Below are 19,582 nucleotides of genomic sequence, written 5' to 3'. Positions count from 1 at the left end.
ACCTGCCCTTTGACGAGGTGTTGTAATTCAATGGTTATACTCCGAACGCCCATGGTGGTCTGTATGTCCGGAGCGAATCGATGTTTATTGGTTTCTCTGCGCTGATCGTGACCCTTATAAAAGTCAGAAGCAGAGATTTCTTGAACATTACATTCGCATGTGATGCAGTTTGGCTGCAGGGTAAAAACTTTGGCGATACTTCAGCGAAGTAAAGCACAATTTTTATAGGTGATTATCATGTTCTACCAACCTGGTGTTACGCCTCATGGTCTTGCTTACGACCCGTTCAAGTCATGTGTGGTGCCACGGCCGATAGGGTGGATTTCTACAAGAAGCAAGGACGGAATCGATAACCTCGCCCCTTATAGTCAGTTTACCAACGTAAGCTTCGATCCGGCGATGGTGATGTTTTCTTCGAACCAGACGACCGACGGTCGCAGAAAGGACAGTGTTGTCAACGCTGAACAGACGGGTGTCTTCGTCTGGAATATGGCCACTTGGGACTTGCGTGAACATGTGAACCTGAGTGCTGAAGAGTTGCCCTATGGCGTCGATGAGTTCGAGCATGCCGGCTTGGAAAAGGCGGATTGTGTTAATGTCGCGGCGTCTCGGGTCTCTACATCCCCTATTCAGTTTGAGTGTGAGTATATACAAACAGTTAGGCTGCCTGGAAATGGCCCGATGGGAACTGTCGATGTAATATTTGGCAAGGTGGTCGGCGTACATATCGCTGATGGGGCGCTTACCAATGATGGTAAGGTCGACGTGCTTAAATTGCGGCCTATTGCACGCATGGGGTACTATGAATATACCTCAGTAGAGTCAAAGTTTGAGATGGTCATCCCGAACTCGGGCCGTCTTTTGGCTGGACTTGAGGGAGCAGCTGCTAAGAACAAGCGCTGACCTGGCTAGGGGGTGTTCGGTGGCTATGAATGTGCCACTGAACACCCTTTGCTTGGCGTTATATGAAAGATCGGGTGGCGCATAGCCTAATCGCTTTCGGTCAAGGCATCGTGTCGGTGCCTGAAGTAAGCCACCCATACCGATGCATCGACGAGTACGCTCATGACTCCGCAGGCTGCCCGCGACGTCGGGGGGATATCCTGCATTTCCGATACCGAACCGCCCAAGTTCGCCAGGCGCCGGCCCGCCTGCACCCGCACATAGGTCTTGATGGCCTCCCGAACGATATCGGCAGGCTTGTCCATTCCAGGCTCGGCGAGGCTCAACGCCTGTTCGTACAGGGCGTCATCAATGGTGATGGTGGTGCGCATGACGAAGACTCCACATCTGACTTGATGTCAGTGTGCATCAGTAGTGTCACCTCTGCGAGGCGCCTGTGATGACAGACGCGCCCTATGCTGCCCATCCATCATTCGCAAAAAAGTCGACGGCGACGGCCTGCGCCGTGGTCCGTCGACAATTCGGAAGGAACGATCGAAACGCAATAATGGGGTTAGAGTTTCTGCTCGAGCTCGGGCAGGATCTCGAACAGGTCACCCACTAACCCGTAATCGACGACCTGGAAGATCGGCGCCTCCTCGTCCTTGTTGATGGCGACGATCACCTTGGCATCCTTCATGCCCGCCAGGTGCTGGATGGCCCCGGAGATGCCCACGGCGATATAAAGCTCCGGGGCGACGATCTTGCCGGTCTGGCCGACCTGCATGTCGTTGGGCACGAAGCCCGCGTCCACCGCGGCGCGCGAGGCGCCGATCGCCGCGCCAAGCTTGTCGGCGATGCCCTCGAGCAGCGTGAAGTTCTCGCCGCTGCCCATGCCGCGGCCGCCGGAGACGACCACCTTGGCCGCGGAGAGCTCGGGGCGGTCGGACTGGGCCAGTTCCTCGCCGATAAAGGACGACAGGGCGTTGTCGACCACTCTGTCCACGGCCTCGATGCTGGCACTGCCCTGATCTTGTAGAGAGCCGGCGACGGCATCGAAGGCGGTGGCACGCACGGTGATCACCTTCAGCGCGTCGTCACTCTGCACGGTGGCGATGGCGTTACCGGCATAGATCGGGCGCTTGAAGGTGTCGGCACTCTCCACACTGATGATCTCGGAAAGCTGCGCCACGTTTCTGAGCGCGGCCAGGCGGGGCAGCACATTCTTGCCGGTGGTGGAAGCCGCGGCCAGCACATGGCTGTAGTCGCCGGCCAATTCGGCCAGCAGCTCGCCCAGGGGCTCGGCCAGCTGGTGGGCATAGACGGCGGCGTCGGCGACGCGCACCTTGGCCACGCCGTCGAGCGTGGCCGCGGCCTCGGCGATGGTGCCGACGTTCTCGCCGGCCACCAGCACGTCGATATCGCCGCCGCCGTCCTGGGCAATCGCCTGGGCCGCCGCAACGGCGTGCGCTGTGGCCGAGCCCAATTTCCCATCGTGATGTTCGGCCAGGACCAGGATGCTCATGAGATCACCTTCGCTTCGTTCTTCAGCTTGTCGATCAGCTCATCCACCGAGCCCACCTTGACGCCGCCCTGGCGCTCGGCCGGCGGCTCGACCTTGACCAGCGTAAGCCGGCTTCCCACCTCGACGCCCAGTTCCTCCGCGGTCTTGACGTCCAGCGGCTTCTTCTTGGCCTTCATGATGTCGGGGAGCTTGGCGTAGCGCGGCTCGTTCAGGCGCAGGTCGGTGGTGACGATGGCCGGCAGAACGAGCTCCACGGTCTGCAGGCCGCCATCGATCTCGCGGGTGACTCGCAGCTTGCCGTCCTCGACCACGACCTCGGAGGCGAAGGTGCCTTGGGGGCGGCCGGTCAGGGCGGCCAGCATCTGGCCGGTCTGGTTGTTGTCGCTGTCGATGGCCTGCTTGCCCAGTATCACCAGGTCGGGTTGCTCGCCCTCGACCACCTTGGCCAGGGCCTTGGCGGCCCCAAGCGACTCGACCCGTTCATCGGTCTGGACATGGATGGCCCGGTCGGCACCCAATGCCAAGGCGGTGCACAGCTGCTCCTGGGCGGCCTTGGGCCCCACGGTGACGGCGACGACCTCGCTGGCCACACCCTTCTCTTTCAGGCGCACCGCCTCTTCCACGGCGATCTCGCAGAAGGGGTTCAGGGCCATCTTGACGTTGGTGAGGTCGACGTCGGAATGGTCCGACTTGACCCGGATCTTGACGTTGTAGTCGATGACGCGCTTGACCGCGACGAGGACTTTCATAGGCGTCTCCTGTGTGGGGAAGGGGGCTTAGAGCCCGGCCTCGGGGAAGTGGGCCAATACCTGGCCGCCGTCGCGCACGACCCGGGCGTGGGACGCCGCCTCGGGGGCATAGGTGGCCATGTAGAAGCGGGCGAGGGCGATGACGCTATCCAGGTAGTCGGTGTCGCCTTCGCCGGCGTCACGCTGACGCTGCGCGGCCTGGGCGGCGCGAACCAGCTGCCAGCCGCCGACGACCGTGCCCAGCTGATAGAGCAGGGGGACCGCGCCGCCGTAGAGGGTGGCGGTCTGCTCCTTGCCCTGGGCGAGCAGCCAGTCGGTGGTCGCCGCGAGCCCCTCGAGCAGTTCCTCCAGGCCCTCGGCCAGCTCCGTCAGGCGCGCGTCCTCACGGGCCGCCTGGGCACAGGCGCGCATGTCGTCCAGCAGTTCGCGCAGCGTCGCGCCCTTCTCGCGCAGGATCTTGCGGCCCAGCAGGTCGTTGGCCTGGATGCCGGTGGTGCCTTCGTAGATGGTGATGATACGGGCGTCGCGGAACAGCTGGGCGACACCGGTCTCCTCGACGAAGCCCATGCCGCCGAACACCTGGATCGCCTCATCGCACAGCTCGTTGCCAACCTCGGTGCACCAGCCCTTGGCCACCGGCATCAGCAGGTCGACGTAGCGGCGGTGCCTGTCGGCCACCGCGGCGTCCGGGTGGTGGTGGGCGATATCGAACCAGCCGGCGGCGGTGTAGAGGAAGGTGCGCATGGCCAGCAGCCGTGCCCGCATGCCCACCAGCATGCGTTTGACGTCGGGGTGGTAAAGGATCGGCTGGCCTGCCTCGCCGCTGACGATGTTGCGGCCCTGGACGCGCTCCCGGGCATAGTCGAGCGCTGACTGGTAGGCGCGCTCGCCCAGCGCCAGGCCCTGCACGCCGACCCCGAAGCGCGCCTCGTTCATCATGATGAACATGGTCTTGAGGCCCTGGTGTGGCTCGCCGACCAGGTAGCCGACGGCGCCCTCGGTGTCACCGAAGCTGAGCGTGCAGGTAGGGCTGCCGTGGATGCCCATCTTGTGCTCGATGGAGATGCAGCGCACGTCGTTCTTCTCGCCGGGATTGCCGTCCGCGTCGAGGCGGTACTTGGGCACTAGGAACAGCGACAGGCCCTTGACCCCCTCGGGGGCGTCGGGCAGCCGGGCCAACACCAGGTGCACGATGTTGGGGGTGAGCTCGTGCTCGCCGTAGGAGATGTAGATCTTCTGCCCAAAGAGGCGGTAGTCGCCGTCGCCGGTGGGCTCGGCGCGCATGCGCGTGGCAGCCAGGTCCGAGCCGGCCTGGGGCTCGGTAAGGTTCATGGTGGCCGCCCATTCACCGCTGACGATCTTTGAAAGCCAGGTGGCCTTTTGCTCATCGCTGGCGGCGATCAGCAGCGCCTCGGCCTGGCCGACGTTGAGCTGCGGCAGCATGGTGAAGGCCATGTTGCTGGAGAACCACATCTCCCAGACCGGGGTGGAGACCAGCTTGGGCAGGCCCTGGCCGCCGAATTCCGGCGGCAGCGACAGCCCCAGCCAGCCCGCCTCGCGGAACTGGTCGTAGGCGGACTGCCAGGAATCGGGGACGATGACCCGCTCGCCCTCCAGGCGACAGCCCTCCAGGTCGCCCTGGCGATTGGTCGGGGCCAGCACCCCGGTGGCAAACTTGCTGGCCTCCTCGAGGATAGCCGCCACCAGGTCAGGGGAGGCCTCTTCGCAGTCGGGCAGCGCGGTCACGTCGGGAAGGCCGGCGAGCTCGCCGAGAATGAACTGCATATCGCGCAACGGCGCCTGGTAATCGATCATGGGGCATCCTCAAACGGAGAGTGGGCGGCTTAGCGCGGGGCCATGCGAATGGCGCCATCCAGGCGAATCGTCTCGCCGTTCATCATCACGTTGTCGACGATCTGGCAGGCCAGGCGCGCGAATTCGTCGGGCCGCCCCAGGCGATTGGGGAAGGGGATCGACGCGGCCAGCGACTGCTGGACCTCGTCGGGCAGCGTCTCCATCAGCGGCGTCTGGAACAGCCCCGGGGCGATGGTCATCACGCGGATGCCATGGCGGGCCAGTTCGCGGGCGATGGGCAGCGTCATGGCGACGATGCCGCCCTTGGACGCGGCATAGCCAGCCTGGCCGATCTGGCCATCGAAGGCGGCCACCGAGGCGGTGTTGACGATCACGCCGCGCTCGCCGTCGGCCTGGGGCTCGCCCTCGGCCATGGCGGCGCTGGCCAGGCGGATCATGTTGAAGGTGCCGATCAGGTTGATCTGCACCGCCCGCGAGAAGGTCGAAAGCGGCTGGGCCCCCTGCTTGCTAAGCACCTTGGCGGGATCGCCGATGCCGGCGCAGTTGACCAGCCCCTGCAGGCCGCCGAAGCGGGACACGGCCAGGTCCACCGCGGCCTGGGCGTCGGCCTCGTCGGTGACGTCGGTGCGCTGGAAGGCGGCGCGCTCCCCCAATTCGGCGGCCAGGGCCTCGCCGCGCTCGGCATTGAGGTCGGCGATCACCACCCGGGCACCGGCGCCGTGCAGTTCGCGCGCCGTGGCTTCGCCCAGGCCGGAGGCGCCGCCGGTGACGATGAAAGTATTGTCCTGGAATTTCATGAACTCTCTCCTCCTGAAGGTTAGGTCCTGGGCCCCTGGCCTTTACGTTCGAGAAACTCGCCGATGCGCGCGGCGACCTCGGGGCTGGTCTGGGTCAGGGCGGCGGTCAGCGACTCGACAAACAGTCCGTCCTCGCTGGCCATGTCATCGATACGCGAGATGGCCGAGACCATCGCCCAGTTGGCCATGGGGGCGTTCTCGGCGATGCGCTTGGCGAGCTGACGGGCCTTGTCAAGGCTCTCGCCCTCGCCGACCAGGTAGTGCGACAGCCCCAGGCGCTGGCCCTCGTCGGCCTCGATAATCCGCCCGGTGAGCATCATCTCGCACATGCGGCCGGGGCCGATGATGCGTGACACCCGCACCGAGGCGCCGCCGCCGACGAAGATGCCGTGACGGCCCTCGGGCAACTGATAGATCGTGTTCGGCTCGGCGACGCGCACATGGGTGGCGCTGGCCAGCTCCACGCCACCGCCGATCACCGCGCCCTGCAGCGCCGCGACCACCGGGATGCCACCGTTCTGCAGGCGATCGAAGATGCGGTGCCAGCCGCGCGAGTGCTGCATCACGCCGAAGGGCTCGCGGTGCTGATGCTCTGAGAGGTCCAGCCCGGCACAGAAGTGCTTGCCCTCGGCGGCGAGGATGATCACCCGAGTACCTTCCGGGGTGGCCACCAGGGCCTCCTCCAGGGCCGCCAGCAGGCGGTCGCTGACGGCGTTGCGCTTGGCCGGCCGGGCCAGGGTGATGGTGTAGATGCTGTCATCCAGCGACGTCTTGACCAGTGTTTCGCTCATGGTGTCCTCGAGATGTCATTGACCGGTGGGCAGGGTGATGACGCGCGCGTCCGGCGCGTCGGCTGAAGTGGAGGCGTAGAGCGCCTCGACCAGATCGGCGCGGCGATTCAGCACCATGCGCTGATTGATATAGCCCTTGTCGGTGATCTCGCCGGCCTCCGCGGAGGGGGGCTCGCTCATCAGCAGGGCGCGTGTAGGGTAGGTGGAGCTGCCACCGCCCTTGGCCTTGAGGGCCGCGAGGCCCTGGCGCGCGCGCTCGATGATTTCCGGGCGCTCCATCAGGGTCTCCAGCGGGGTGTCAGCCGGCAGATCCGGGCAGAGGCGACGGCACTCCTCGGAGTGGGGGAAGATCAAGAAGCCGATCTCGTCGCGGTCGTGGCCGGTCACCACGATGTCCTGGCCGACCGGCGCGATGGCCTCGAGGCCGGCCATGCGCAGGGCCCCCACATGGACCCAGGTGCCGGTGAGCAGCTTGAAGTCCTCGCCGACGCGACCGTCGAACAGCAGCCCCAGCTCGGGGCGCTCGGGATCCACGAACTCCACAGCATCACCGATCATGTAGTAGCCCTCGTCATCGAAGGCCTTGGCCGACAGCTCGGGCTGCTTCCAGTAGCCGTTGAAGACGTTGGGGCCCTTGATGCGGACCTCCAACTTGTCGGCGTTGGGCATCAGCTTGAGCGAGGTGCCCGGGATCGGCACGCCGATCACCCCGGAGCGGGTGGCATTGAAATGGCAGTCGGTGCAGATCGGGGCCGTCTCGGTGGCGCCCCAGGAAGAGACGACCATGATCTCCTGACCGGTGGTCTCGCGGGCCATCTCCTCCAGGGCCGTCCACAGGTGGTGGGGCAGGGCCGCGGCGGCGTAGAACACCAGCTTGAGGCGGCTGAAGAATCCCTCACGCAGGGTGTCATCCTCGCGCAGTAGTGGCACCAGCATGTCGTAGGCCCGTGGCACGCTGAAATAGAGCGTCGGCGAAACCTCCATGAGGTTGCGTGCAGTCTTCTCGATCAGCGCCGGCGTCGGCTTGCCGTCATCCAGGTAGAGGGTGCCCCCCCAGCGCAGGATCAGGTTGAAGTTGTGGTTACCGCCGAAGGTGTGGCTCCAGGGCAGCCAGTCGAGCAGCACCGGTGGCTCCTCGGCGAGCATCGGCCAGATCAACTCCTTGGCCTTCTGGTTGGAGCACAGCATGCGCTGGGTGTTGGGGACCGCTTTGGGCATGCCCACGGAACCGGAGGTGAACAAAAACTTGGCGATGGTCTCCGGGGTGATCGCGTCGAAGGCGATCATCACCGCCGCTTCGTCGCGTTCGGCCTCGATATCGGCGAACGCTACGCTGCCTGCCATGGGCTCTCTGCTCTGGCCGCCGGCCACCAAGGTAGCGTCGTGCAGGTCGGCGACGGCCTCCAGCGCCGGGCGGAACTTCTCAATGGGGTCGGCATAGATCACGCCCGGGCGCAGCAGCTCGATATTGCCCTTGAGCTTGGCATAGTCCTTCGACATCAGCGAGTTGCCCGGCGAGATGGAGCAGGAGGGCACGCCGATGTGCATCGCGGCGACCATCAGCAGGGCATGCTCGATGCTGTTGTCCGAGAGGATCACCACCGGGCGTTCGGCCGAGAGGTCCTGAGTGAGCAGCCAGCTGGCGATGGCGATCACCCGCTGGCGGGCCTCGCCGTAGGTAAGGCGCTGCCACTGATCGTCGGCACCTCGCTGGGCGAGCCAGGTGCGCTCGGGGGCCTCGCGGGCCCAGTGCTCGAGCCATTCGCCGACGCAGCGGGCATAGTGTTCATCCAGCGGAATGGCGGACTGCAGCAGGATGCTGCCATCGTCCCGCTTGTCCATGAGGACACGCGGCTCGGTAAACATTGGCTTTTCGGTGGGGGCATTTGAAGCGTTCATGGCGACTCCTGGGATGGCCTTGTTGTTGGCGTCATGGTCGTCTGGGGGCAGGGTCTTACTCGGCGCAGCGCCGCTGGTAGTCGTCGATCCGGTGGCGCAGTTCATCTGGAATCGGGATCTTGATGAAGGATGCCAGGTCGTTGAAACAGCAGGTAAAGCGGCCCGTGAAGGTGCATTGGCCGTCGACCTCTCGGGTGCCGGTCAGCGCCAGGCTCAGCGAGCTGTTGCCCTGGCGCTCGACGTCTACACGCACCAGCAGCGTGTCGCGAGGGGTCAGCGGGGCATGGAAATCCACCTCGGCATGCACGAAGGGGGAGCCGATACCGTGGTCGTGGGTCATGGCAAACCAGTCGAGCTCCAGGACGTCGAGGAACCAGCCTTCGATGGTTTCCATGCAGATGTCGAAATAGTGGGCCGTGAACACGATGCCGGCGGCATCGGTGTCTCCCCAGCGAATGGGGCGTCGATAGTAGAACGGGGTCTTCACCGGTCTGGCCTCCGCCTTTGGCACACGGGCGGCGATAAGGGGAATCGCTGCGTACGTCTTGTGAGTTGTTTGTCCAGCCGAAGAGTGCACTTTAGTGCTGAGTTCGGCATCGGATATGTTGTAATGAAATGCACTATAATACATATCTCGAAGGGCACAAGCCGCGAGAGCTACACCTTTGGTCTAGGTTTTTAGCCCCAAACTAGCGCCGATATACCGGGGGACGCATAGGAAGGGCGGGAGAAGCGAGGGAGCGTCGGTCATCCAGATGAAGCACTATAGTGCATATCTTCGGCCGGCTGCAGGCGGGGGCCTATTTCAGCCCCAGCTTCTTGAGTCGGTAGGCATAGGCCGCCCGGGTCATGCCCAGCTGGTGGGCCGCGGCGGTGATGTTGCCGTCGTTGTCGGCGTGGGCCGCCTCGATCAGTCCCCGCTCGACCTCCTCGAGTGTCATGCCGGCGTCCAGTACCGGCTGGAGGCGTTGCCGGGGAGTGCCGGCCTCGCTGACCTCGGCCGGTGAGGCCGTGAGCATGCCCGAGGCATCGAGGCCCTGACCCTTCTCCCTTTTCAGGGTCGGCACCCGGTAGCCGCCGAACAGGGCGCGCTCGGTGATGCGCTTGTGGTCGGCGGTCAGGATCACGCCACGCTCCACAGTGTTCTTCAGTTCGCGGATATTGCCCGGCCAGTGGTACTGGGCCAGGGTCGAGCGGGCCTGGTCGGAGAAGCCCAGGGTGCGGCGCTGGTAGTGATGCTCGCAGCGGGCCAGGAAGTGTTCGGCGAGCGGGCCGATGTCCTCGGGGCGGTCGCGCAGCGGCGGCACGGAGAGGGTGAAGGCGTTGAGGCGATAGAAGAGATCCTTGCGGAAATGGCTGGCTTCCACCCGCTCAACCAGGTCGGCGTGGGTTGCCGCCACGATGCGCACATCCACGTCCTGAATGACCTGCCCGCCCACCCGCTCGATCTCGTGCTCCTGGAGCACACGCAGTAGGGCGGCCTGGGCGCGCGGCGAGAGCTCGGCCAGTTCATCCAGAAACAGGGTGCCGCCATCGGCGCGCTCGAAGCGCCCCATCCGCGACTGTACCGCCCCCGTGTAGGCCCCCTTTTCCACCCCGAACAGCTCCGACTCGATCAGCTCGGGCGGGATGGCGGCGCAGTTGACGGCGATGAAGGGCCCCTGGGCGCGCCGGCTCTGGTCATGCAGGCGGCGGGCCAGGATCTCCTTGCCGGTGCCCGTTTCGCCCAGCAGCAGCACCGGCACGTCCGAGGGGGCGGCACTGTCGAGCATGGCCAGCATATCGAGAAAGGCCGGCGAGTCGCCGATGGGCGCCCAGTCCTCCTGGCCGAAGGTGCGTGCCAGGTCCCCCTCTAGGGTGGCGATGCGCGCCTGGAGTTCGTAGAGCTCGTCGATCAGGGGGGCCTCGCGGAACAGCTCGGCGAAGGCCTCGTGGTCGGGCCACTCCCCGGCCAGCTTGCCGACGATGCGACACTCAGCATCGCCACAGCCCCGGCACTCCACCTCCCTAAATTGGACCTCCCGGCCGAGCAGGTGACTGGCGTAGGCGCAGGCATAGCCCAGCAGGGTCCAACAGACCGGTACCTGCTGCCGGCCCTTGTCACGCCAGATATCCACTTCGAAGGAACCCTTCCAGATGAACTCGCTGTAGAAGTGGTCGTTTGCCAGGTCCATCTCCAGCCTCACCGGCACGGCCTGGACATGCCCCTGTAGCGCATGGAGCTGGGGGCCCGCCAGGTAGCTCTCCTCGAGGTTGTCCCGCTTGCCCCTGAGTGCCTCGCCCAGCTCGGCATCCTGCAACCCCGAATAGTAGCCCAGGCGCATGAACAGGCCCCGCGCTCGCTCCATGCCCAGGGTGGCAATCAGTTCGTTGCGAAAGAAGGTCGAGGCCTGAAGCGGCATCAGCAGCATCCGCTGTTCCCCCAGCCACACCTGTCCCTGTTCCGGCAGGAAACGCAGGGCATCCATCAGGTCGCGGGCGCTGGGATAGTCAGGGGGCTCGAAGGGCATGAGGAAGCGGTCGTCCGGTGTCAAGAAGCGCTCAGGATACCATCCGCATGGGCAGGCGTGGTGGCTACGCTATTTGATGAGGCGGGTGATGATTTCGTTGATGAATTGGATCATCCGGTCACGCCGAGGAGCCCGTCTCGTTTCATGGATGATGCTCCAACCAGCTGATGAGTATGCGCTTTTTTAAAGCGGGCATGCTTATTGACCATCTAACAGGGCACAACCAGTTGGTAACCCACTGATTTATACCAAAGTATAAGCCGCAAGCGGCGCCTGTCGGGCCATCTCGATGCGCCTGACGATAGCTGGAGTGAACATTCATGAAGACGACAACACGCGTATCGCGCCGACGCTTCCCCCTGGCGGGTGTTATGGCGCTCGTTGTCGGCGCTGCCGTGGCAGCGCCGCAGGTCCAGGCCGAAGAGCAGACCCAGGCCGAAGACGCCGCGCGCGAGGTCCGCGAGCCGGCGGAAGTCTACCGCCAGGTGTGCGCGCACTGCCATGCCCCGCAGTATGGCGTCGGACCCGAGATCACCATCGCCTTCCCCGAGGCGGCCTGGGAGGCGCGCGGCAATTACATCCGCATGACGGTGCGCAACGGCCGGGCCGCCATGCCGGCCTTCCGCGAAGCCAAGATCAGCGAGGCCGAGCTCGATGGCCTGATCCAGGCACTGGTCAGCGGCGAACTGGACGATGCGCCGGTCGCTGACGCCTCGGTTGGGGAGGAGTGACGCCATGAAGCTGACACGTCGACAGCTGCTCAAGAACGGCTTGCTGGTGGGCGCCGCTCCCCTCGCCATGGGCGCGGCCTGGACCAGCCAGGCCGGGGTGGCCGATGCCCCGGCACAGGGCGAGATCAGCCTCTACGGCGCCGATCGCTCGGCCACCGAGCTGGGGCTGGGATTGCGCCAGAAGGGCCTGACTCCGCGCTACGAAGGGCGCCTGGATCCGCTGTCTTTGAATGCGCTGCCCAGTGGCACCCTAGCAACCGGCTTCACCGACGAGGCGGGCCTGGTGCTGCTGACCAGTTTGCTGGCCGGACGCGGCCGGATCCTGGCACTGGGCCGCCATGCGGCGGATGCCGATCAGTTGGTGAGCCACCGTGGCCCCCTCGCCGGGCCGCTGGTGGCGGAGGGCAGCAGCTGGCAGGCCGCGCTGGGCCGGGAGTATGGCCGGCTGGCACTGACCGGCCGCGCCGGTCGCCATGCCCGACAGTTCCGCCGTCCAGCGGACGCCACGGGGACGGCCAGCGAGCTGAGCTTCCTTATTCGGCTGTGAGCCTCTGACCGTAACCTTCTGCACTGATCCAATAATCGCCCCGACCAAAACAATCGAGAGACGACTTCATGAGCACAAGCGAGCGCATTCTGCCCAAGGGCGTGGCCGCCGCCGACTTCGATGCGGCCCTGGCCCGCTTCCGCGAGATCCTCGGCGCCGACAGCGTCCTGACCGACAGCGACCAGCTGGCGCCCTATACCAAGATCATGATGGCCGGTGATGACGACGACTACATCCCGTCCGCGGCCCTGCTGCCGACCGCCACCGAGCAGGTGCAGGAGATCGTGCGCACCTGCAACCAGTACAAGATTCCGATCTGGACCATCTCCACCGGCAAGAACCTGGGCTATGGCAGTGCCGCGCCCGGCGAGACCGGCCAGGTGATGCTCGACATGCATCGCATGAACCGCATCCTCGACGTGGACCCGGAGGTGTGCACGGCGCTGCTCGAGCCCGGGGTGACCTATCAGCAGCTCTACGACTATATCAAGGAGAATGACCTCAAGCTGTGGCTCGACCCGCCGGCGCCCTCGGCGATCGCCGGCCCGGTGGGCAACACCCTGGATCGCGGCGTGGGCTATACCCCCTATGGCGAGCACTTCATGTTCCAGTGCGGCATGGAGGTGGTGCTGGCCAACGGCGAGGTGGTGCGCACCGGCATGGGCGGTATCGAGAACTCCAGCTCCTGGCAGGTCTTCAAGTGGGGCTATGGCCCCTACATCGATGGTCTCTTTACCCAGTCCAACTACGGCATCGTGACCAAGATGGGGCTGTGGCTGATGCCCGAACCGCCGGCCTATTGGCCCTTCCTGATCCAGTACCAGGACCCGGAAGATATCGAAGAGATCGTCGATGTGCTGCGCCCGCTGCGTATCTCACAGATCATCCCCAATGCCGTGGTGATCGTGCATACCCTGTGGGACGCGGGCACCCATGTGACGCGCAAGACGTACTACGAGGGCACCGACTCCATTCCGCGCGAGGCCATCGAGCGCATCAAGGCCGACGAAGGCATCGGCGAGTGGAACGTCTATGCGGCGCTCTACGGCACCCCGGAGCAAATCGAGGTCAACTGGAAGATCGTCGAGCAGGCCTTCGGGGCCAGCGGCAAGGCCAAGATCATGTACGGCGAGGAGGCCGAGAAGCGCGGCGGCGGCTTCTCCTATCGCTCGGCGCTGATGAAGGGCGACATGAACCTGCAGGAGTTCGGCCTCTACAACTGGCGCGGGGGCGGCGGCTCCATGTGGTTCGCCCCGGTCTCCCAGGCCAAGGGCAGCGAAACCAAGGACCAGACCGCATTGGCCCAGCGGATCCTCGGCAAGTACGGCTTCGACTACGTGGCCGAGTACATCGTCGGCTGGCGCGACATGCACCATGTTATCGATCTGCTCTACAACCGCCAGGACCCGGAGGAGACCCAGCGCGCCCACGACTGCTTTGCCGAGCTGATCGACGAGTTCGCCAAGCGCGGCTACGGCCTCTACCGCACCAACACCGAGTTCATGGAGCAGGTCGCCGGCACCTTCGGTGAGCCGCTGCGCGAGGTGCACCGGACCCTGAAGAAGGCCCTGGACCCCAACGGCATCCTCTCGCCGGGCAAGTCCGGCATTCGCCTCTAGGCCTTTATAGGCGGCGCCTTCGGTGCCGCCTGTTCCTTGCTCCAAGCGCCACAACAACAAGGTGATTTAGTTATGTCCATTCGCTTCACGCTCAAGCCCCTGGCGGCCCTGTCCTTGATCGGTCTGCTGGGCAGTCAGGTCGTGCTGGCCGCGGAGCCGGAAGAGGCTGCCAGCAGCGCGCAGACGACCAGCAATACCACCGTGGTGATGCTGGGTACCGGTACGCCGGTGCTCAAGCATGAACGCGCCGGTCAGGCCATCCTGGTGGTGGTCGACAAGGAGATGTACCTGTTCGATGCCGGGCCGGGTTTCGTCAGGAATTTCGATGCGCTTTCCGGCAAGGACTTCATGCCTGAGGATATCTACTTCAGCAATGAGTCCGTCTACGGCGAGATGAACAAGGTGTTCGTCACCCATCTCGACTCGGACCACGTGATGGGGATGCCGGAGCTGATGCTACGGCCCTGGATCATGGGGCGCAGCGAGCCGATGAAGGTCGTTGGCCCCAAGGGCATCGAGGCGATGACCACCAACATCCTGGAAGCCTACGTGGATGATATCGACCACCGTCTGCACGGTACTCAACCGGCCAACCCGGAGGGGTTCAAGGTCGATGTCACCGAGATCGGCGATACCCAGGTGGTGCACCAGGACAACAAGGTGACCGTCACCGCCTTCAAGGTGCCTCATGGCAGCTGGCCGGAGGGCATGGCATTCGGCTACCGGGTGGAAACGCCGGAGAAGACCGTGGTGATCAGCGGCGATACCCGCCACGACGAGGCGCTCTACGCGCATTTCGAAGGCGCCGACATCCTGATCCACGAGGTGATGAGCGAGACCGGCGTCGATCAGCTGCCCCAGGACTGGCAGGACTACATGTATCACGCCCATACCAGCACCCGGCAGCTGGCCCAGATCGGCGAGGCGATCGACCCCGAGCTGCTGGTGATGACCCATCCGCTGTTCTTTGGACAGACCGACGAGCAACTTCGTGACGAAATGGCCGGCTACTACGACGGCAACTTCGTACTGGCAAGCGATCTCGATATCTACGAATGAAGTGTCCAGCACGATACAGCTAGGCCATGACGGCTTGGATCATGGTCAGCGGGAGGAATTAAGAGATGACAGAACGCTATACCGACTTCCATCTGCAGCCCATCGCCGGCGAGTGGCGTGAGGGCGGAAGCGACCGTCGCCTGACGGTCACCAACCCCTATAACCAGGACGAACTGGTGACGATTCCCTTGGCCAATCGCGAGGACCTCGATGCGGCCTATCTGGCGGCAGAGAAGGCTCAGCGTGAGTGGGCCGCCACCCCGCCGGGGGAGCGTGCGGCGCTGCTGCAGCGTGTGGTCGAGATCTTCGATGCCCGCAAGGAGGAGATCATCGACTGGCTGATCCGCGAGGCCGGCAGCACCCGGCTCAAGGCCAACGTGGAGTGGGGCGCGGCGCGCGGCATCACCCAGGAGGCTGCCAGCATGCCGGGTCGGGTGCACGGCATGACCCTGGCCTCCGACGTGCCGGGCAAGGAGAACCGCATCTACCGCAAGCCGCTGGGCGTGGTGGGGGTGATCAGCCCCTGGAACTTCCCGCTGCACCTCTCCCAGCGCTCCATCGCCCCGGCGCTGGCGCTGGGCAACGCCGTGGTGGTCAAGCCGGCCAGCGATACCCCGGTCACCGGCGGCCTGTTGCTGGCGAGGATCTTCGAGGAGGCCGGCCTGCCTAAGGGCGTGCTCAGCGTGGTGGTGGGCGCCGGCAGCGAGATCGGTGACGCCTTCGTCGAGCACCGGGTGCCACGGATGATTTCCTTCACCGGTTCGACCCCGGTGGGGCGGCGCATCGGTGGGATCTGCAGCGGCGGCGAGCATATCAAGAAGGTGGCCCTGGAACTGGGCGGCAACAGCCCCTTCGTGGTGCTCGACGATGCTGACCTCGACCAGGCCGTCAATGCCGCGACGATGGGCAAGTTCCTGCATCAGGGCCAGATCTGCATGGCCATCAACCGCATCATCGTCGATGAGCGCCGCTACGACGAGTTCGTCGAGCGCTTCGTGGCCAAGGTCAAGGGGCTTACGGTCGGCGACCCGGACGACATGGCCACGGTGGTCGGACCGATCATCAACGCCAAGCAGCGCGAGGGTCTGGAGGCGAAGATCGCCACCGCCAGGGAGGAGGGCGCCACCGTGCTGCTCGACGGTCCCATCGAGGGCCAGGTGATCTCGCCGCATGTGTTCGGCGATGTGACGCCGGCGATGGAGATCAGCCGTGAGGAGATCTTCGGCCCGCTGGTGGGGATCCAGAAGGCCCGCGACGAGGCCCATGCCTTGGAGCTGGCCAACGCCAGCGAGTACGGGCTCTCGAGTGCGGTGTTCACCGCCGACCTGGCACGGGGCGCGCGCTTCGCCCAAGGCATCAAGGCCGGCATGACGCACGTCAACGACATGCCGGTCAACGACGAGGCTCATGTGGCCTTCGGCGGCGAGAAGAACTCGGGGCTGGGCCGCTTCAACGGCGACTGGGCCATCGAGGAGTTCACCACCGACCAGTGGATCAGCGTGCAGCACTCCCCCCGCGGCTATCCGTTCTAAGCCTGGCGGCGATCCGTTCCGACCCTGTGTATTCCCTTGTCAGGTGCCGAAGGCACCTGGCAGGGACCTGTGAGAGATAACAATCAATGAAATATCAGACGCTTGCCTCGCTGGCTGCCCTCGGCGCCAGCGCCGTTGCCGCGCCTGCTCTGGCCGCCAACGGCCACTATCCCCCGGGCATCGAAGGGCTGAGTGCCGCCGCCGCGCCGCCGGCCGGGCTCTACTATCGGGGTTACCTGCTCCACTACGATATCGACAACTTCAACGATGCTTCGGGTGAGGCTCTACCCGGTGACAATACCGGTACCGTCAACGCGCTGGGCCATCGCCTGATCTGGATCACCGACAAGACGTTTCTGGGGGCCGATTATGGGATGGAGACCATCATCCCGATGTTCGATACCGAGCTCGACCTGGAGACCCCAGTCGGCCGGCAAGGCTTCGATGATGAGGGGTTTGGCGATATCTTCGTCGGCCCGGTGATCCTGGGCTGGCATGGCCCGCAATGGGATGCGACCTTTGCCGCCGGCCACTGGTTCGATACGGGTGACTTCGATGCCGCCAACCCGGCCTCGGTCGGCAAAGGGTATGGCACCATCATGCTGACCCTGGGGGGGATGTGGCACTTCGGTGCCGAGAAGACCTGGAACGTCTCGGCGCTGTCGCGCTACGAGATCAAGACCGAGCAGGACGACACCGGCATCACCCCGGGGGACAGCTGGCTACTGGAGTGGGGCATCGGCCAGCGCTTGAGCAACGGTCTCGAGCTCGGCCTGGTTGGGTATGACGCCTGGCAGCTCGAGGCCGACGACGGCGCGCCGACCACCGACAAGGCCGAACGCCACGCCATCGGCGCCGAGGTGGGCTACCTCTGGCCTTCGGTCGGGGTCATGCTCAAGGGGGCCTACTACCACGAATATGATGCCGAAGGCGGCGCACTGAAGGGGGCCGAGAGCGAGGGAGACGCCCTGCGCCTGCAGTTCACCAAGTTCCTGTGATGCCTGGGCCCGGTCATTGGCCGGGGCGTTCTGTAAGACCGAGCCGGGCATCGCCGGCTTAGGCGTTTTCGGGTGCCACGATGGTAAAGGCCTGTTCGCCCACCCCCTCGACACCCCCGGTGACCCGGTCGCCAATCTGCAGGGGGCCCACGCCGGCCGGGGTGCCGGTATAGATCAGATCGCCCGGCTGAATGCGCATGGAGTGGGAAAGGATCGAAATGATCTCCTCCACGTCCCAGATCAGGTCGGCGATATCCTGGTCCTGCTTGATCTCGTCGTTGACGGCGAGCCAGATACGCCCGCGGGTCGGGTGACCGATCTCGCTGGCCAGGCGGATCGGCGAGATCACCGCCGAGGCGTCGAAGGCCTTGCCCCAGTCCCAGGGGCGCCCCTTCTCGCGAGCCTCGAGCTGCAGGTCGCGACGGGTCAGGTCGTTGCCGGTGGCATAACCGATGATGTGCGCCTGCGCCTGGTCGGCCGGGATCTGGAAGCCGGCCTTGCCGATGGCGACCACCAGTTCCATCTCGTAGTGCAGCTCATGGGTCTGCGGCGGGTAGGGCACGTCGCCGCCGTCGGGCACGATGGCGTCGGCGGGCTTGGTGAAGAAGAACGGCAGCTCGCGGCTCGGGTCACGGCCCATTTCCCGGGCATGGGCCTCGTAGTTGCGGCCCACGCAGAAGATGCGGCGGACCGGGAAGCGTTTATCATCTCCCTCGATGGCGACGCTGGGAAGGGGCGGCGGATCGAAGACGTAGTCGGTCATGGCGTGACTCCTGGATCATCGAACAGAGCATGGGGGCAGGCGGTGATCAGCCATGCAGTGACCGGGCCCAGTCGAGATAGGCGGCCACGCGCTGCTTCAGCAGGTCTTGCGTGGCCTCGTCCTTCAGCGTACCGGTCTCGTCGAAGGCCTTGTGGGCGGTGGGCACCAGAAAATCCGGGGCCTGAAACACGGGGGTAAGGATGCCCGCCAGGGTGTCGCGCAGATGTACCTGTGACCGCGCGCCACCAGTGGCACTCATCGAGGCACTCAAAATCAGGGTGGGTTTGCCCTTGAGCACCGACTTGAAGGCGGGGCGTGAGGCCCAGTCGATGGCATTCTTGAGCACACCGGGCACGCTGTAGTTGTACTCCGGGGTGACGATCATCAGGCCGTCGGCGCCGGCGATGGCGTCGAGGAGTTCCTGCACGGCGGTCGGCTTGGTCTCGCCATCGAGGTCGCCATTGTAATGTGGCACCTTGCCGATATCGAAGGTCGTGACGCTCGCCTGGTCGCCGATCGCGGCGCATGCCGCCTCGAGCAGCCGGGTGTTGTACGAGCCCTGACGCAGGCTACCGCTGATAGCCAGTACCTTCATCGAGTGTTCTCCGACAGTTGGAAGAGAATGTGACCCCTTGAGCGTCACGCGTTCACGCAGCAGTGTAGCTGAACCTTGATAGGGAGATTGCTCCGCCACTGATCCATCCCGACCATGTGGAGGGGATAGGGGGGCTGTTCGGCCAAGGATAGCGAATTAGACTAAAGTCTAGGTATCGGGTATGCTGTTAGCATACTCATTAACCAACAGGCTTATCTTTCATGACGACCCAGACTGTCGCTGACCCTACCGCCACCATCGCTCAGGCTCCCCTGCACCAGCGCATCGGCAAAGCCGCCTACCGAGTGCTGGAACTGATGACCGAAAGCGCGTATCAGGGCTTTCAGGCGCGTACGGCGTCCCGCTTCGATTATCTGTGAGGCGGTCATACCGCCCAGCGTCAGGGCTCCCGGGCCGCGTCTCCTCCAGGCGGCCCGCCTTGGCCTTACCCCCCGATGAATGCCTTGCGGCTCTATCGGGTGAGGTGTGGACCATCCCCCTTGCCCCACGTCTCTCTTTATAACGCCCCCTTCTTCCCTGTCGCTGTCACCGTTTCTTGAGCCGGTCCTCCAGTTGGCGTCGGCTGATGCCGAGCAGGCGTGCCGCCTGATAGCTATCTCTTGCTGCGACCCCGAATCGATGAGTAACACAGCGCTGCACGGGGCATAACGACCCGGGCCCCGCCAGTGGCGGGGCCCGGGGTGTTGCAGGACGCACCGTGTCGGGTCAGTCGCGTCCCTCAGTCGCGATATTCGTCGATGCTCGGGCAG

Annotated in this window: 20 protein-coding genes; 8 read left to right on the top strand and 12 right to left on the bottom strand. The window is 64.7% G+C overall.

The features are described from left to right. Positions 1 to 237 precede the first annotated feature (237 nt). Entirely contained in the window at positions 238 to 903 is a 666-nt protein-coding gene (locus FHR94_RS15835; RefSeq protein WP_183327052.1) for a flavin reductase family protein, read from the top strand. Between the two features lie 86 nt (positions 904 to 989). On the opposite strand, the gene FHR94_RS15830 is transcribed toward FHR94_RS15835, so the two are convergent. The 9 genes from FHR94_RS15830 to FHR94_RS15790 all read right to left on the bottom strand — a co-directional run bounded on the left by FHR94_RS15830 (position 990) and on the right by FHR94_RS15790 (position 10,992). Beyond that, a complete protein-coding gene (locus FHR94_RS15830; protein WP_183327050.1) occupies positions 990 to 1,274 on the bottom strand; it encodes a type II toxin-antitoxin system VapB family antitoxin in 285 nt (94 codons plus the stop codon). Between the two features lie 182 nt (positions 1,275 to 1,456). Then, positions 1,457 to 2,407 (bottom strand): electron transfer flavoprotein subunit alpha/FixB family protein, encoded by a 951-nt coding sequence (locus tag FHR94_RS15825; RefSeq protein ID WP_183327048.1) that lies wholly within the window; start codon positions 2,405 to 2,407, stop codon positions 1,457 to 1,459. Further along, positions 2,404 to 3,156: an electron transfer flavoprotein subunit beta/FixA family protein gene (locus FHR94_RS15820; protein WP_183327046.1), complete on the bottom strand. Its 753-nt coding sequence runs from the start codon at positions 3,154 to 3,156 to the stop codon at positions 2,404 to 2,406. The genes FHR94_RS15825 and FHR94_RS15820 overlap by 4 nt, the downstream gene beginning before the upstream one ends. 27 nt (positions 3,157 to 3,183) lie before the next feature. Continuing rightward, a complete protein-coding gene (locus FHR94_RS15815; protein WP_183327044.1) occupies positions 3,184 to 4,971 on the bottom strand; it encodes an acyl-CoA dehydrogenase in 1,788 nt (595 codons plus the stop codon). Between the two features lie 29 nt (positions 4,972 to 5,000). Continuing rightward, positions 5,001 to 5,768, bottom strand: a complete 768-nt coding sequence (locus FHR94_RS15810) for a 3-hydroxyacyl-CoA dehydrogenase (protein WP_183327042.1) — start codon at positions 5,766 to 5,768, stop codon at positions 5,001 to 5,003. A 20-nt stretch (positions 5,769 to 5,788) separates the two neighbouring features. Continuing rightward, a complete protein-coding gene (locus FHR94_RS15805; RefSeq protein ID WP_183327040.1) occupies positions 5,789 to 6,559 on the bottom strand; it encodes a crotonase/enoyl-CoA hydratase family protein in 771 nt (256 codons plus the stop codon). 15 nt (positions 6,560 to 6,574) lie between these two features. After that, entirely contained in the window at positions 6,575 to 8,458 is a 1,884-nt protein-coding gene (locus tag FHR94_RS15800; RefSeq protein WP_183327038.1) for a feruloyl-CoA synthase, read from the bottom strand. 55 nt (positions 8,459 to 8,513) lie between these two features. Next, positions 8,514 to 8,945, bottom strand: coding sequence for a thioesterase family protein (locus FHR94_RS19890; protein WP_183327036.1), 432 nt, complete (start codon positions 8,943 to 8,945; stop codon positions 8,514 to 8,516). Between the two features lie 313 nt (positions 8,946 to 9,258). Beyond that, positions 9,259 to 10,992: a sigma-54-dependent Fis family transcriptional regulator gene (locus FHR94_RS15790; RefSeq protein ID WP_221188508.1), complete on the bottom strand. Its 1,734-nt coding sequence runs from the start codon at positions 10,990 to 10,992 to the stop codon at positions 9,259 to 9,261. A gap of 296 nt (positions 10,993 to 11,288) precedes the next feature. Between FHR94_RS15790 and FHR94_RS15785 the strand changes: the two genes are divergently transcribed. From FHR94_RS15785 to FHR94_RS15760, 6 genes are all read left to right on the top strand, one after another. Beyond that, on the top strand, positions 11,289 to 11,699 hold the full coding sequence (locus FHR94_RS15785) for a c-type cytochrome (RefSeq protein ID WP_183327034.1): 411 nt from the start codon (positions 11,289 to 11,291) through the stop codon (positions 11,697 to 11,699). A gap of 4 nt (positions 11,700 to 11,703) precedes the next feature. After that, on the top strand, positions 11,704 to 12,246 hold the full coding sequence (locus tag FHR94_RS15780) for a hypothetical protein (protein ID WP_183327033.1): 543 nt from the start codon (positions 11,704 to 11,706) through the stop codon (positions 12,244 to 12,246). Positions 12,247 to 12,314: 68 nt separating this feature from the next. Next, positions 12,315 to 13,865 (top strand): FAD-binding oxidoreductase, encoded by a 1,551-nt coding sequence (locus FHR94_RS15775; RefSeq protein WP_183327031.1) that lies wholly within the window; start codon positions 12,315 to 12,317, stop codon positions 13,863 to 13,865. A 72-nt stretch (positions 13,866 to 13,937) separates the two neighbouring features. Next, the gene (locus tag FHR94_RS15770) at positions 13,938 to 14,924 is read left to right on the top strand and encodes an MBL fold metallo-hydrolase (protein WP_183327029.1); all 987 of its coding nucleotides are present in this window, start codon (positions 13,938 to 13,940) and stop codon (positions 14,922 to 14,924) included. A 65-nt stretch (positions 14,925 to 14,989) separates the two neighbouring features. Beyond that, positions 14,990 to 16,456: an aldehyde dehydrogenase family protein gene (locus FHR94_RS15765; protein ID WP_183327026.1), complete on the top strand. Its 1,467-nt coding sequence runs from the start codon at positions 14,990 to 14,992 to the stop codon at positions 16,454 to 16,456. An 86-nt stretch (positions 16,457 to 16,542) separates the two neighbouring features. Beyond that, on the top strand, positions 16,543 to 17,454 hold the full coding sequence (locus tag FHR94_RS15760) for a SphA family protein (protein ID WP_183327024.1): 912 nt from the start codon (positions 16,543 to 16,545) through the stop codon (positions 17,452 to 17,454). 58 nt (positions 17,455 to 17,512) lie between these two features. On the opposite strand, the gene FHR94_RS15755 is transcribed toward FHR94_RS15760, so the two are convergent. Both FHR94_RS15755 and FHR94_RS15750 read right to left on the bottom strand, forming a co-directional pair. Continuing rightward, positions 17,513 to 18,217, bottom strand: a complete 705-nt coding sequence (locus FHR94_RS15755; RefSeq protein ID WP_183327022.1) for a fumarylacetoacetate hydrolase family protein — start codon at positions 18,215 to 18,217, stop codon at positions 17,513 to 17,515. 46 nt (positions 18,218 to 18,263) lie between these two features. Then, on the bottom strand, positions 18,264 to 18,812 hold the full coding sequence (locus FHR94_RS15750) for an NADPH-dependent FMN reductase (protein WP_183327019.1): 549 nt from the start codon (positions 18,810 to 18,812) through the stop codon (positions 18,264 to 18,266). Positions 18,813 to 19,033: 221 nt separating this feature from the next. Here FHR94_RS15750 and FHR94_RS15745 point away from each other — a divergent pair, with 221 nt between their 5' ends. Continuing rightward, complete coding sequence (locus FHR94_RS15745) at positions 19,034 to 19,192, top strand: hypothetical protein (protein ID WP_183327017.1); 159 nt, start codon at positions 19,034 to 19,036, stop codon at positions 19,190 to 19,192. Positions 19,193 to 19,358: 166 nt separating this feature from the next. On the opposite strand, the gene FHR94_RS20090 is transcribed toward FHR94_RS15745, so the two are convergent. Next, a complete protein-coding gene (locus FHR94_RS20090) occupies positions 19,359 to 19,472 on the bottom strand; it encodes a helix-turn-helix domain-containing protein (RefSeq protein ID WP_183327015.1) in 114 nt (37 codons plus the stop codon). Positions 19,473 to 19,582: the final 110 nt, after the last annotated feature.

This window comes from Halomonas cerina (assembly GCF_014192215.1).
Classification (GTDB): domain Bacteria; phylum Pseudomonadota; class Gammaproteobacteria; order Pseudomonadales; family Halomonadaceae; genus Halomonas; species Halomonas cerina.
This window is presented reverse-complemented; position numbering and strand designations above follow the sequence as displayed.